Raw genomic sequence first — 13,812 nt, 5'->3', positions numbered from 1 at the left:
GACTTCCGAAAGCGCAAAGACTATGTTTCTCCTGCTAAAATCTAACTCGTTATACGACATTAGGTGTCTCCTTTTGAATCAGCTTGTAAATCTTAAGGATACACCTCTTGTCGTTTTTACACACTTATAAAGATATTACCTTTGACGACATACACTTAAAATAACTGTGGAATTGTCTCACTAAAAATTCTATATTATAATTGTGCAGAGAGACTATATCAATGTTGATAACATCTTATACTTACCATAAGCCGGTTCCTGTGTCCTTATGAATATAGATCAGACGAACCTGCTGAAGACACTGCGAAACTATTTCCAATTTGGGTTTCACCTTTCCCGAAAGGCACTGGACTGGCTGGAATTTCCGTCACTGGTGAACACGCCATCGAGTGGTGCGCCGGCTTCCGAAATCTATCTGTTGCGCCAATTGGCCGATCGCATCAACGAAAAACGGATCCACAGTGCCCAACTGCCCGATCCGATACATGCCGGCCAACTTGCCTCGGTCAGCATTCTTGTCGATCTGTTTCGCTACATTATCGAAAGCTATTGCCACGAGGAACAACCCGGAGCGATCCCTCGCGGGCTGGACTGGACCGGGCAGCAGCGCGGTCGATTTACTGTGACCCGACCGCCTTTGTCGTTTGTCAGTCTCTTTCCGCCCATCTCGGTACTCCAGGGCAAACAGACCGAAAACGAATACCTGAGCGACTCGATGTCCTCCCCGTTGGTGTCGGACACGATTGTTCGCGAGATTATGCTTCTCTTTATCTCCATTGCCAATCCGGCGTTTCGTCCATTCCGCATACTTTTCGATGATACCGATTTGGAGAGAGAATCACCCTATGTGTCTATGGTGCAAGGGTTGGAGCGGTTCTTCGCCACGCAGCCGCCCTTCCGACCGGTTGGCCTGACGCTTTTTGAATGCCTTTTTGAGCCTATACGGGCCTGTCCCGATTCGCTTGAGGAGCAACTTGCTTATATCCGTCAGCATTGGGCGCACTTCCTCCCGTTGGATCTGCTCGAACGACTATTGCTGGCCATTGATATTCTCGAGGAAGAAAATACTCTACGGGGTCTGGGTCCCGGTCCCAGCAAAGCATTGCGCTTCGATGTCGACACCTACGGGTCAAAGGCGGGCTATTTCGAGCCGTCCGCATTCAGCCTGGATGCCGACTGGATGTCTAATGTTGTCCTGATTGCCAAGAGCGTCTATGTCTGGATATATCAGCTATCACGGAAATACCAGCGTGATATCCGTCTTTTGAGCGATATTCCTGATGAAGAACTGGACCGACTTGCCGGATGGGGATTTACCGGGCTCTGGCTCATCGGTCTCTGGGAGAGATCATCCGCCTCACAGAAGATTAAGCAGATCATGGGGAATCCCGAAGCGGTCTCGTCGGCTTATTCGCTGTACGATTATGTCATTGCGCATGATCTCGGCGGTGAAGAAGCCTTTCAGGATTTGAAACATCGAGCCTGGCGACGCGGTATCCGACTGGCCAGCGATATGGTTCCCAATCACACTGGAATCTATTCGAAGTGGGTCATTGAGCACCCGCAGTGGTTCCTTCAGACCGACTATCCACCTTTCCCGGTCTATCAATATACCGGCGTCGATCTTTCGGAGGATCCGAGAGTTTGTATTCAAATTGAGGACGGTTATTGGCAGCATCGCGATGCCTCGGTAGTATTCAAGCGAATTGATAAATGGACCGGTGACACAAAGTACCTCTTGCACGGCAATGATGGCACCAGTATGCCATGGAACGACACCGCCCAGATGAATTTCCTTCTGCCGGAGGTAAGAGAGGCTGTTATTCAAACCATTCTACATGTGGCCCGCCAGTTTCCGATCATTCGCTTTGATGCGGCCATGACACTGGCCAAGCGGCATTACCAGCGACTTTGGTTCCCCGAGCCCGGTGAAGGCGGCGCCATTCCCTCGCGGGCCGAACACGGCATGACCAAAGAGCAGTTTGATGCTCTGATGCCCAAGGAATTCTGGCGTGAGGTGGTCGATCGTATCGCTCAGGAGGTGCCGGATACGCTTCTTCTGGCCGAGGCCTTCTGGCTCATGGAGGGATACTTCGTGCGCACCCTCGGGGTGCACCGTGTCTACAACAGCGCCTTCATGAATATGCTGAAAATGGAGGACAACGCCAAGTATCGGACAACCATAAAGAACGTGCTGGAATTCAGCCCGGAGGTCCTCAAGCGATTTGTTAATTTCATGAATAATCCGGATGAACTTACCGCCGTGGAACAGTTCGGCCGGGGTGATAAGTACTTCGGCGTGGCCGTTATGTTGGTCACGATGCCCGGACTGCCGATGATTGGCCACGGCCAGGTCGAGGGCTTCGCCGAAAAATACGGCATGGAATATCGGCGGTCGTACTGGGATGAGCCGGTCGACCAGGAAATGGTACATCGGCACGAGACACAGATTTTTCCGCTGATGCGCCGTCGCCATCTCTTCAGCGGTGCGGCCAATTTTGCCTTCTATGACTTCCACACGCCCGATGGCTGGGTCGATGAAAATGTTTTTGCCTATTCCAATCGGGCGGGTGAGGAGCGGGCGATAATTCTATATAACAACGCCTATAATACCACCCGCGGACATATTCACACCTCCACTCAGATTAATATTGGTGATGGCGACAAAACCGTGCTGGTCCGGCGCACCTTGTCCGAGGCGCTCGGACTGAACAATGATGACAATTGCTTCTATGCTTTTCGCAATTATCAGTCGGGACTAGAATATATCCAGCCCGGCCGTCAATTGGCTGAGCAGGGATTGTTCGTTGAATTGTATGCCTATCAGTACAATGCCTTTTTGGATTTTCGCGAAATTCGTGATACCGATGGTTCCTGGCGTACCTTGGAGCAGCGCCTTGCCGGCGCGGGCGTCCCGAATCTCGACGAGGCTTATCGGGAGCTTCAGCTCGAACCGATATTGAAACCCTTCCGGGCGCTGATGAACTCCGGCATGTTGCGGGAATTGCTGCATGATTATCCAGCTTCCCGCAATCAGTTCCGTGCGGCGATGACTGAATTCTACGCATCCGTCGGTCAGTTCACCGGGGTAACCGTGAAAATCGAACCATTCATCAATCAAGCCTGCGCAAGATTGGATGCTCTGGCCTCGACACGTGCCACCACGGTTATGAAAGAGGATTCTTCTGCATCTGATACGGTAACGCCACAACCCGAGCCGCCTCTGCACCTGAATCTGGATCATGTCGTTCTCGCCTGGCTGATGCTTGAACCGCTCGGCCTATTTCGTGCCGACCGCTATCGCACTCCTTCTTCGGTTCTTGCCGCCGCCCGGGCTGAGCAGTGGCTTCTGCAAAAAGCAACTGCCCGGGCTTTTGAAGAACTTCTGGCCGACAGCGGCAACGCCTATTGGGACTCGCGCTTGGTTCTTATACTGATGGCCCATTCCGACCTTCTCGCACCGGCAAACAGCAGAGAACTCGGCGAATCATTCCGGCAAGCTTTAATGGAAACTGCTGTTCAAGAGTACCTGCAGTTGCACAGCTTTAATAACACTCTATGGGTGAACAAAGAGCGGTTGGAACGGATGGTCGATGCTCTCATTTGTCCCCTTTTACTAACAGCTCGAACCGATCACACGTCGGTCAAAATCAATCCTGCCGACCTTCGAACCAGTGCGCAGCGATTGCTCTCCGCCGCCGACCAGGCCGGCTATCAAGTCGAGAAAATGCTGAAAATCCTGGCGTGATGCGCACTTGCCGTCAACAAAACCGGCTTCATTTCAGACATCACATTTGATATAGCATCAGATATACGGTAATTCCACTCACACAGACAAACAGCCAGACCGGCCAGACCCATCGCACCAACCTCTTATGCCTGTCGAATTTGCCGCTTAATGCAAACCATACTGCGGCCAGAATAAATGGTACTACCAACCCGGCCAGAATGATATGCGGAATCAAAATGGCAAAATAAAGGGGGCGTGTCCAGTCATGACGCAGATAAGGGACCGATCCCACCTGATAGTGATAGACAAGATAAGAGATCAGAAAAATGATAGATGAAAACAGCGCCGAGAGCATTATCCTCTTGTGAATATCCGGACGATGCCTCTTTATAAAAATAAAACCGATAATCAAAAGAATCGCGCTGGTGATATTCAGAAGAACATTCAGTGTGGGAAGGCTGCCGATACTCACGGCGTTTCCCCGGCGAGCTGGCGGATATGGGTTTTCATTATCCCCAGACTGGCATCATCCAGACCATCATAATATCCCCGGATTCTTCCCTTTTGATCGACCAGAATAAATCTGGTAGTGTGCCCTCCGGGAAGATCCTCCGCCGCTATTTTAAAGCCATTTTCCGACAGGCTAATTACAGAGTCGATTACCGCGTTCAGAAAAACCCAGCGGTTGTCGGTCACTCCCTGCCGTTCGGCATAGGCCTGAAGAACTGTCAGAGAATCAAATTCGGGATCGACGGAAATCGAAATGAACTGCACCTGATTTGAACCCTCATATAATTTATACAATTCCCCCATTTTTGTTGCCATGATTGGACAGGGCCCCTTGCACCGGGTGAATATAAAATCGACGACATTGATCTTGCCTTTCATGTCGCTTAAACCAAACGGCCGGCCGCTACGTTCCGTGAAAGTAAAATCCGGCAGTTGCCCCAACACCGGCACTTCATTGCGCGACCGCCGCGCCTGATTAATGACCAAGAGCGACGCCACCGCCAGAATGAAGAAAGCAGCCGATACCCAAATCAATCTTTTCATGAACTTTCCCTGTGAATTCATTGCGACCTCCTGTACTGTATGAAAGCTGAATAAAGCAGAAGCAGCGACCCTATCAACAGACTCGCCACCCAGAGGTGGAAGATACGCAGCAGTTCCGGCAAACCGACAATAGCGAGGACAGCGCCGATTATTACCTGCAGGAATGCCAGAAATACCATCGCCGCCGCGCCCTGCTTGACCAGAGACGATACGGCTTTGCTCTCCCTGAATATTTTAACCGCGATCTGCCAGGCACCGACGGTTATGGCTATCCCCAATGCCGTGTGTACATAGCTTATGATCCCGACCCTGCCCAGCCACGAGGATTGGGGAAGAAGCGGAAAGCGCGCCGGCATGTACTCAAGTAATGAACGAATCTCTGTCCCCAGAATTATCTGCATGAAAGTCAATATCCAGAGAAACCCGATGTAGATGGCGATCCCCCTGGGATAAACGGAATTCTTCTCGTCATCCGGGTATTCCAGATAGTACGCCTGCTGGGTGATATAAATCATAAGGCTGACGATGATAAAAGCCACCCCCATATGTATCGACACATAGAGTTGCCGCAATTCCGAGGCCACTACCTGCCCCCCCTGCCATCCCTGAAATGCAACCAGCAACGCCGCAACCAGCGAGGGGATGATTATTCGGGGGATCTTTCGAAAGTGCCGAATCGCCATAACCATGACAATCAGAATAATAATCCCCAGTACCATTCCGCCCAGACGATTGATATATTCGATCCAGGCCAGAGTCAGATTGAAGAGAGAAGGATCAATTTCGGGCGGAAGCTGACTGAGACTGGTGGGAGGAAACCAGCTGCCAAAACATTTGGGCCAATCCGGACAACCCAACCCCGCGCCGGAAACCCGAACCAGACCACCCATGAAAATGACAAAATATGTGGCGAGGGTAGCGAAATAAGCCAGCTGACGAAATCTATTCATGCCTCGAAGTCCTCCCTTAAATTCCCGAAATTCTATATTATGCATTTCAATTTGGGGAAATAACTATCGGCCCTTCTCGAATGTTTCCCCGGTTGAGTCAGGTTTTTGAATTGGAGCCTTTTTCTCCTCATAAATTATGGCCTTGTCCTTGAACGGTCTGGCCCCTTCAGGATTCGTCCGGCCTCTCTCCATGGTATCAAACATCGTCAGTGTGATAAAAATAGCCAGAATGATGACGGCCATCGTAAAGATGACCAGAAATATCTTTTTGTCATACAGAAGGTGCATAAAAAAGAAAGCCACCAGAAGCGCCTTAATCGCGGCCACTGTCAGCGCCGCCACAACGTTCCAACCTCCCAACGGAATAAGAGATACCGTGACCGTCACTCCGGTCAGAATCAATAAGGCCGCTCCGACAGCCAGATAAATCCGTAGCGGAACAATATGTGGAATATTATGCGTTGTTTCCTTAGCCATAGGCCTATCCTACCAGGTAAAGCAGTGGAAATAAAAATATCCATATCATATCGACAAGATGCCAATAGAGACCGGTCATTTCCAAAGGCGTATAATACTCCGGGGAAAAAGTATTCTTCATGGTTTTTCGCAGCATCCAGGTTATGAGTCCCATTCCGGCGATAACATGAATACCATGCAGCCCGGTCATCATGAAGTAAATGCTGAAAAATATGTGTGGATTGGTTCCCTCAATCCCGGCATAAGTGTAATATTTCCCCGGAAGCTGCCCCAGTTCAAATTTGTGATGATACTCAAAATACTTGATCACCAGAAAAACCCCCGCCATGAGCAGCGTCGCGACCAGAAAAGCCATGGTGCGTTTTTTATTATTCAGCTGCATCGACCGAATCGAAAGCGCCATGGTAACCGAGCTTGAGATAAGAACAATTGTATTAATGCTTCCCAGGTAAATGTTGAGATGCTTGTGCGCATTATAAAACATATCCGGATTCCAGGCGCGATATATGGCGTAGGCGGTAAAGAGCCCTCCGAAAAGAAGGATTTCGGTCAAAAGGAATATCCACATGCCCAGTTTGGCCGACTCGCGCTGCTGTTCCATCTCGCCGAAATGATGCGCCAGATGAGGGGTATGTTTGTCTGAATGCTCCATAAAAATCAGCCTGTTGAATCTCCTGAAACAATCTTGTCATAATCGTATGGCCCATGAGTCAATTTCGGCGTCACCGTGAAGTTCTCGGGTGGCGGCGGCGAACTGTTGGTCCACTCCAGACCCAATGATTGCCACGGATTATCGGGAGCGCGGCGCCCTTTTACCAGTGAATGTATGAGATATACAGCCATAATGATAAATCCCAGCGCCAGAATCCATGAACCGTAGGTTGAATAAGCATGCAGAGGTTGATACTGATCCAGATAGTTATAATAGCGGCGCGGCATTCCTTTGGCGCCGAGAATGAACTGGGTGAAAAAGGTGATATTGAATCCAAGAAAAACAAGGACAGCCGAAATCCTTGCCCAGAATTCACTGTACATGCGACCCCATATTTTGGGCCACCAGTAGTGCAGCCCTCCGAGAAAAGCCATCACCGTCCCGCCCATCATAACATAATGAAAGTGAGCTACCACGAAATAGGTATCATGCAGATGCACATCGGTTGCCAGCGCCCCCAAAAACATTCCCGTCAGCCCGCCGATGGTAAAAAGGAAAAGGAAAGATAGAGAATACAGCATCGGAACGGCCAGACTGATGGAACCCTTGTAAAGCGTCGCGAGCCAGTTAAAAATCTTTATGCCCGAGGGAATTGCCACCAGAAAGGTTAGAAACGAAAATATCATGGCCGCATATTGCGATTGCCCGCTGACAAACATATGATGTCCCCACACCAGAAAACTGACAAAGGCAATGGCCAGGCTGGAAAAGGCAATGGCCTTATAACCGAAAATCTTCCGTCTTGAAAAAACCGGAATAAGCTCGCTTATTATGCCCATCGCGGGAAGAATCATGATATAGACGGCGGGATGAGAATAAAACCAGAAGAAATGCTGATATAAGACCGGGTCGCCGCCCATGGCCGGATCGAAAATGCCGATCCCGAAAGTCCTTTCAAGCATTAGCAATATGAGCGTAATCCCCAGAATCGGAGTCGCCAGTACTTGAATGATAGCGGTGGCATAAAGCGACCAGACAAAGAGCGGCATCTTGTACCAGGTCATACCCGGAAGACGAAGCTTATGTACGGTCACAATGAAATTTATTCCCGTAAATATCGAGGAAAAGCCGAGAATTAAAACCCCCAGAGTCATCGAAATGACCGATGTGTTGGTCGTGGTACTGTAAGGTGTGTAGAAGGTCCAGCCAGTATCGACTGCTCCGGTGCTCATGGAGTATACTGCAAAGAGAGCCCCAAAGACGTAGATATAGAAGCTGGCCAGATTCAGACGGGGGAAAGCAACATCTTTGGCGCCCAGCATCTGCGGCAGGACAAAATTACCCAAGGCGGCCGGAATTGAGGGAATGATAAATAAAAATATCATTATGGCGCCATGCAGCGTGAAGACCTGATTGTAAGTCTGCGCGCCCATCAAATGCTTTCCGCCGAAATGCAGTAGTTCCATGCGGATGAGCATGGCAAAAACGCCCCCCAGCAGAAAGGAGGCCATTATGGCGATCAGATACATCACCCCGATACGTTTATGATCCAGAGTGAAAATCCAGGATTTCCATCCCCGGGGCTCATTCAGATAATTTCTTTCAGATAAAGTTTCCATATGCAGCTCACTTGCTATTTTAGTGACTTAATATATGCGATCAGCGCATCAAGCTCGCGATCATTCAAAATTCCCTGAAAAGTCGGCATCACCGACTGATATCCGGCCACTATTCTGGCTTGCGGATTCAAGATCGATTCGCGAATATAGTTCTCATCCGCCGACACCGAAGACCCATCGGCGAGTTTCACTTGATGCCCGAATATCATCTTAAGACTGGGCCCCACATTGGCCGTGCCGTCAACGGAATGGCAGGTCACACAGGCTCTGGAGACATACAGCTTCGCCCCGAAATCCTCCAGCGACATCCCCTCGCCCGCTTTTGTCCCCGAAATCAGCCAATCGTTGTATTCGCGCTCGCCGAGAACCTTCACCTTGGCGATCATCTCCGAATGCCCCTTGCCGCAATATTGAGTACAAAATATATTGAAAACGCCCGTTTGCACCGCCTCGAACCAGGTGATGGTATAGCGATTGGGTACAACATCCATCTTTATCCGAAAATCCGGAATATAAAAACCGTGAATGACGTCGCGTGAAGACATCAGCAGTTTTACCGGTTTTCCCACCGGCACAACCAGTTCATTGAGCGTATTGGCGCCGTTGGGATAATCGAAAGTCCAGAACCATTTCTGTCCGGTAACCTTTATTTCCAGAGCATCTTTGGGAGGGATACTCATTTTAAGATAGAGCCGGAACCCCCAGAAGAAGACAATGATAACGAGAATAGTGGGAATGACCGACCAGATAATTTCCAGAGCGGTGCTATGTGTCGGCCCCGTGACGACGCCCTCTTTCGGACGGCGACGGTATCTTAATACAAAAAAGATTATTCCAAAAACGACGATGGCCAGAAAAACGGCGGAGGCGTATAATATGAAATTGAAGAGCGAATCGACTTCCCCCGAAAAGGTGGAATGACCCGGTGGCAGAAAAAGTGAGCCTGTGGTATCCAGTATCATTGATTCCTTTGGATCAACACCTGTACTATAAGGGTCATTAACTGCCCGTACTTCCGTCTTTTTTCTTTCAGCCAGAAAACGGTCAGGATAACTGCCGCCAGAAGCAGCGTGACGGCGCCGCCGAGCTTCATGAGATTGGCGGCAAACAGAACATATCCTTTTGAATCGGGATCATAGTGATAGCAGTACAATAGAAACTTATCGAAGACTGTCCCGATCTTTCCCTGTGATGCCTCCACTAAGGCAAGCTTGAGATCATTCTTCCTGAAAGTAATGCCATAGAGATACCTGGACATCCGGCCATCCGGTGTCAGGACCATAACAACGGCCGGATGAGCATATTGCTCTGTCTCTTTATCATAATAATATTCGAAACCGACCGAGTCGGCCAGAATCGCGATCTGATCCTGCGATCCGACCAGAAATCTCCAGCCGGCATCGATCCCCTCTTTTCCATAACTGGCCAGATAATTCTTTCTCTTGGCCGCCGCCAGAGAAACCGGGTCGCGCGGGTCAATGCTGATGGTCACTATCTGAAAATCCCTTCCCGGCAAAAGCTCGAGTTGTTTCAGTCCGTCACTCAACCCATTCATAACCAGATTACATAACATGGGACAAGTATAATAGGCTAGGATCAGTATTACCGGTTTTCCCTGATTGAAATAATCGCCAAGGGTGACGGTTCGGCCGGAATCATCCGTGAAAGTCGTATAGAGCGGTATATGATCCCCCAGATGCTCCCGAACATTTATTCGTTTCAACTCCGGAATATCGTTTCGCACCTGCTGGGCGAGACTCGGAGCCCAAGCAGATAAGAGAAGAACCGGCATGAACAGGCCGAGCAGTATGAATTTCGAAACGGGATATGTTTTTCTAAACTGCATCATTTCACTTTTCCCCGGCCGATTTCTCCGTCGCCCGAAAAGCCTCATCAGCCATCAATTGCATCGCCCGGTCAATCGGAATGCGATAGATTCCCGCGGCTGAATCTAGCCGTCCATAGGAGTTCAAGGTTTCTTCCTCACGGGCCCGAAGTTCCCGCAGCGCGGCTGACTCCGGTTTTAAAACGGCATCATATATCTGCTCTTCGGTGGAAGCGGTAAAATAGCTGTTCAAAAGCACGAGCAATACTGCCAGCGATATCACCGAAATTACAATCGTGATAATCACCTTGCCTATACTGATATCTTTCTTCTCGTATCCGTCGTCAGAAGTCATTTTATTGTCGGAATCTGTCATTTCATATCCTAATTGATGGTCAATTCGATGGAGTCCTCAAGTCGTGGATCACCCACCGGCACCAGCGGTTGGGACGAAAGCAAACGCCAGAAGTACCAGATGCAGAGTCCCCCAATGCCGAGCAACGGGGCAAAATCAATCCAGGAAATAAAGGCACCCTCATGATGAAAACCGGGCAAAACCACCCAGTATAAATCAACCCAGTGCATGAGGAGCATCCACAAAGCCATAATGCCGAGATAGCGCGGATTCCTTTTTATGCCCCGGGTAATAAGAATGAAAAACGGTACAACAAAGTGTCCGAAAACTATCAATAAACTCAGCGTCTTCCAGGAACCGACCCAGCGGTGCCGGAACCAGATAGTCTCTTCGGGAATGTTGGCATACCAGATCAAAAAGTATTGCGAAAAGGCGATATAGGCCCAGAAAACGGTGAAGGCAAAAAGAAGCTTGCCCAGATCATGATAATGCTCGATCGTGATGCAATCGCTCAGGATGTTGCCTTTCCGCAAATAAACCGCCAGAACGATTATTACAGCGATAATGCCGACTACGCTGCCTCCGAAAATATAGACCCCGAATATGGTCGAGTACCAATGAGCATCAAGCGACATCAGCCAGTCAAAGGCGGCAAAAGTCACCGTCAGGCCGTAAATGATAACGCCGGGGGCGCTGGTCAGTCTGAATTTCCGCACCTGTTCTTCCTTGAATCCCTTATCCTGCTCCAAAGAAATCTTATATAGACGGCGCGCCAGAAAGGTCCAGACGGCAAAATAAAAAACCGCCCGGATTATAAAAAATGCGACATTCAGATAAGATGATTTCCACCTGAGAAGCGCATCGGCGGCGACACTTTCTTTATGGCTCCATTCATATAGATAGGGCAGGCCGATAATTACGGGGATGAACAGTACGGCCATCAATGGAATAACCTGTGCGATCGTTTCGGCCAGTCGTCGGAGGACGATGCTCCATCTGGCCCCGACCAAATGATGGAGCATCACGAAAAAGAGCGCTCCGAGTGCAATGGTCAGCCAGAATTCGTAAGCCACCAGATAAGAATGAAATAATTGCTCCGGGTTCAGGTAATATCCGACCAGTGATGTCACCACCCCGATAATCCCCAATAACAGGGCTCTTATCCCCGTGACGCCCGGATTTTTCAACAAATAATTTTCACGGTCAATTGTCATGCTTTCATCTCTACTTGATACCCTGCCGCAACTCTTCGGGGATATCATTCAGGCCAGCCTTCTGACTTCTCTGCAGCGCCCTTAAGTACAGTACGATTGCCCAGCGGTCGGCCACCGGCACCTGATGCCGGTACGCGGGCATATTGCGGATACCGTTGCTGATAACATCAAAAATATAACCTTTTTCTATCTGCCGCAGCCGGTCGGTATGATAACTGGGGGGCGGAAGATACCCGCGATTAATCATAATCCCCTTGCCGTCACCGAGGCGGCTGTGACAGGGCGAACAGTAAATGTCAAACCTTTCCCTTCCCCTCTTTAAAATCTGCATGGTCAGAGCCACGGGGGCCTTGCGGACAAAATTGCCCAGTGAATCCTTCCCCTGATAATAGCTGTCGTCCCGGCGCAATTCCTCTCGCGCCACCGTGCTCGGAACCGGCATCCGCATAGTCGATTTATCGGGGAAAAAGTCCCCCTCCGCCTGCGGTCTGTATTTGGGTTGCTTACTCATACCGCGGTCGATAGTTGACGGCGGTTTTTCAAAGGGTAGTCCCCGACCGCATCCGGCCATCGCCAAAAGGAGCGCGCAGACTGCCGCCGAAAAAATCTTAATATTTCCGCATGATGTTTTCATTCGTCTTTGAGAACCTCCAGATTCATGCCGCCGATTGATTCCAGGAAATATGCGGTTTTGATCGCATCATACAGCGGATCATCGGCTTCAATGGAAACAAAAAAGGCATCATCCGAAAATTTCCTGAATCCCTCCGACTGAAACAGCGGATGGTGCCACCGGGGGAGACGGTTAAGAAAAAACATGCCGAACACGCTTCCGAAAGCCGCCCCCAGTACGGCCAGGGCAAAAGTGACCGGAACATACGCCTGAAAACTGAAAAACGGTTTCCCTGAAATGACCAGCGGATAACTGATGGTACTGGCGTACCATTGAAGAGCAATCCCGCCGGTGCCCCCGACCAGAGCGCAAAGCCCGGCGATCCATCCTATCGGGGACAGTGTCAAACCCATCGCCTGATCCATGCCATGGATGGGAAACGGCGAATGACAGTCAAACTTCCTGTAACCGGCCTCGCGGATTTTGCGCCCCGCCTCAAGAAGAGCCGCCGGGTCGGAAAACCGGGCCAGAATACAATCGGTTTTTTTCGGTATCCCCAGCACTATTCTGCTCCTCCGGAAAGCTGCCGTTCTTCGGAATGATGATGCGGATTCGCCTCGGGCAGCACTCCCTTAACTTCGGACATTGCGATAATCGGAAGATAGCGTACGAACAGCAGGAAAAGTGTCATGAAAAGCCCAAAAGTCCCGACAAAAGTCGAAATGTCCCAGAAGGTCGGTCGGTAGTAACTCCAGCTTGAGGGAAGAAAATCGCGCGCCAGAGAGGTCACCACTATCACGAAACGCTCGAACCACATGCCGACATTGACAAGCAGTGATGTAACAAAAAGCAGGGGAATGCTTGTTCTTATGTTTCTGAACCAGTATAATTGGGGAACGATCACATTGCAGAAAATCATTATCCAGTAAGCCCATGCATACGGCCCGAAAGCACGATTTATGAATGCGAATATCTCATATTCGTTCCCGCTGTACCAGGCTATGAAAAACTCGATGCTGTAAGCATAGCCCACCATCATGCCGGTCACCATCATGATCTTGGCCATTTTTTCCAGATGATTGACGGTGATGAAATCCTCCAGTATGAATATCTTTCGGGCGATTATGCCCAGGGTCACAACCATGGCAAATCCCGAGAAAATTGCCCCGGCCACAAAATAGGGCGGGAAGATGGTTGAATGCCAGCCCCGCACATTCGCGGCCGCGAAATCGAAGCTCACCACTGAATGCACGCTCAAAACCAGCGGCGTCGCCAGCGCGGCCAGCAGCAGATAGGCCCGCTCATAGACCTGCCAGTGGCGGCC

The 13,812-nt window shown here is 50.0% G+C and carries 14 protein-coding genes; 1 reads left to right on the top strand and 13 read right to left on the bottom strand.

The genetic code is table 11. From position 1 onward, the window contains the following. Positions 1–268 precede the first annotated feature (268 nt). Positions 269–3,748 carry an alpha-amylase family glycosyl hydrolase gene (locus NT002_07160; GenBank protein MCX6829048.1) on the top strand — a complete coding sequence of 1,160 codons (3,480 nt, stop codon included), beginning with the start codon at positions 269–271 and terminating at the stop codon, positions 3,746–3,748. 40 nt (positions 3,749–3,788) lie between these two features. On the opposite strand, the gene NT002_07155 is transcribed toward NT002_07160, so the two are convergent. The 13 genes from NT002_07155 to nrfD form a co-directional block, all read right to left on the bottom strand. After that, entirely contained in the window at positions 3,789–4,202 is a 414-nt protein-coding gene (locus NT002_07155; protein MCX6829047.1) for a DUF420 domain-containing protein, read from the bottom strand. Next, positions 4,199–4,783 carry an SCO family protein gene (locus NT002_07150; protein MCX6829046.1) on the bottom strand — a complete coding sequence of 195 codons (585 nt, stop codon included), beginning with the start codon at positions 4,781–4,783 and terminating at the stop codon, positions 4,199–4,201. The genes NT002_07155 and NT002_07150 overlap by 4 nt, the downstream gene beginning before the upstream one ends. 17 nt (positions 4,784–4,800) lie before the next feature. After that, positions 4,801–5,733: a COX15/CtaA family protein gene (locus tag NT002_07145; protein MCX6829045.1), complete on the bottom strand. Its 933-nt coding sequence runs from the start codon at positions 5,731–5,733 to the stop codon at positions 4,801–4,803. Positions 5,734–5,796: 63 nt separating this feature from the next. Beyond that, positions 5,797–6,210, bottom strand: a complete 414-nt coding sequence (locus NT002_07140) for a cytochrome C oxidase subunit IV family protein (GenBank protein ID MCX6829044.1) — start codon at positions 6,208–6,210, stop codon at positions 5,797–5,799. Positions 6,211–6,214: 4 nt separating this feature from the next. Next, positions 6,215–6,862 (bottom strand): cytochrome c oxidase subunit 3 family protein, encoded by a 648-nt coding sequence (locus tag NT002_07135; protein ID MCX6829043.1) that lies wholly within the window; start codon positions 6,860–6,862, stop codon positions 6,215–6,217. Between the two features lie 5 nt (positions 6,863–6,867). Continuing rightward, the gene (gene ctaD, locus NT002_07130; protein MCX6829042.1) at positions 6,868–8,481 is read right to left on the bottom strand and encodes a cytochrome c oxidase subunit I; all 1,614 of its coding nucleotides are present in this window, start codon (positions 8,479–8,481) and stop codon (positions 6,868–6,870) included. Between the two features lie 14 nt (positions 8,482–8,495). Continuing rightward, complete coding sequence (gene coxB, locus NT002_07125) at positions 8,496–9,443, bottom strand: cytochrome c oxidase subunit II (GenBank protein ID MCX6829041.1); 948 nt, start codon at positions 9,441–9,443, stop codon at positions 8,496–8,498. Next, positions 9,440–10,330 carry an SCO family protein gene (locus NT002_07120; protein MCX6829040.1) on the bottom strand — a complete coding sequence of 297 codons (891 nt, stop codon included), beginning with the start codon at positions 10,328–10,330 and terminating at the stop codon, positions 9,440–9,442. Before NT002_07120 ends, coxB begins: the two co-directional genes overlap by 4 nt. 1 nt (position 10,331) lies before the next feature. Then, the gene (locus NT002_07115) at positions 10,332–10,682 is read right to left on the bottom strand and encodes a hypothetical protein (protein ID MCX6829039.1); all 351 of its coding nucleotides are present in this window, start codon (positions 10,680–10,682) and stop codon (positions 10,332–10,334) included. A gap of 8 nt (positions 10,683–10,690) precedes the next feature. Continuing rightward, entirely contained in the window at positions 10,691–11,875 is a 1,185-nt protein-coding gene (locus NT002_07110) for a hypothetical protein (GenBank protein MCX6829038.1), read from the bottom strand. A 10-nt stretch (positions 11,876–11,885) separates the two neighbouring features. Then, a complete protein-coding gene (locus NT002_07105; protein ID MCX6829037.1) occupies positions 11,886–12,509 on the bottom strand; it encodes a cytochrome c in 624 nt (207 codons plus the stop codon). Beyond that, complete coding sequence (locus tag NT002_07100) at positions 12,506–13,051, bottom strand: DUF3341 domain-containing protein (GenBank protein ID MCX6829036.1); 546 nt, start codon at positions 13,049–13,051, stop codon at positions 12,506–12,508. The genes NT002_07105 and NT002_07100 overlap by 4 nt, the downstream gene beginning before the upstream one ends. Beyond that, positions 13,051–13,812 (bottom strand): polysulfide reductase NrfD (gene nrfD, locus NT002_07095; GenBank protein MCX6829035.1); only part of this gene is annotated, 762 nt, incomplete at its 5' end. The genes nrfD and NT002_07100, both read right to left, overlap by 1 nt.

Source organism: Candidatus Zixiibacteriota bacterium, from assembly GCA_026397505.1.
Lineage (GTDB): Bacteria > Zixibacteria > MSB-5A5 > GN15 > PGXB01 > JAPLUR01.
This window is presented reverse-complemented; position numbering and strand designations above follow the sequence as displayed.

Excerpts from the sequence above, each read along its gene's own strand:
- NT002_07160 (MCX6829048.1), top strand. The coding sequence starts at position 269 with ATGAATATAGATCAGACGAACCTGCTGAAGACACTGCGAAACTATTTC.
- NT002_07150 (MCX6829046.1), bottom strand. The coding sequence starts at position 4,783 with ATGAAAAGATTGATTTGGGTATCGGCTGCTTTCTTCATTCTGGCGGTG.
- NT002_07145 (MCX6829045.1), bottom strand. The coding sequence starts at position 5,733 with ATGAATAGATTTCGTCAGCTGGCTTATTTCGCTACCCTCGCCACATAT.
- NT002_07140 (MCX6829044.1), bottom strand. The coding sequence starts at position 6,210 with ATGGCTAAGGAAACAACGCATAATATTCCACATATTGTTCCGCTACGG.
- NT002_07135 (MCX6829043.1), bottom strand. The coding sequence starts at position 6,862 with ATGGAGCATTCAGACAAACATACCCCTCATCTGGCGCATCATTTCGGC.
- ctaD (MCX6829042.1), bottom strand. The coding sequence starts at position 8,481 with ATGGAAACTTTATCTGAAAGAAATTATCTGAATGAGCCCCGGGGATGG.
- coxB (MCX6829041.1), bottom strand. The coding sequence starts at position 9,443 with ATGATACTGGATACCACAGGCTCACTTTTTCTGCCACCGGGTCATTCC.
- NT002_07120 (MCX6829040.1), bottom strand. The coding sequence starts at position 10,330 with ATGATGCAGTTTAGAAAAACATATCCCGTTTCGAAATTCATACTGCTC.
- NT002_07115 (MCX6829039.1), bottom strand. The coding sequence starts at position 10,682 with ATGACAGATTCCGACAATAAAATGACTTCTGACGACGGATACGAGAAG.
- NT002_07110 (MCX6829038.1), bottom strand. The coding sequence starts at position 11,875 with ATGACAATTGACCGTGAAAATTATTTGTTGAAAAATCCGGGCGTCACG.
- NT002_07105 (MCX6829037.1), bottom strand. The coding sequence starts at position 12,509 with ATGAAAACATCATGCGGAAATATTAAGATTTTTTCGGCGGCAGTCTGC.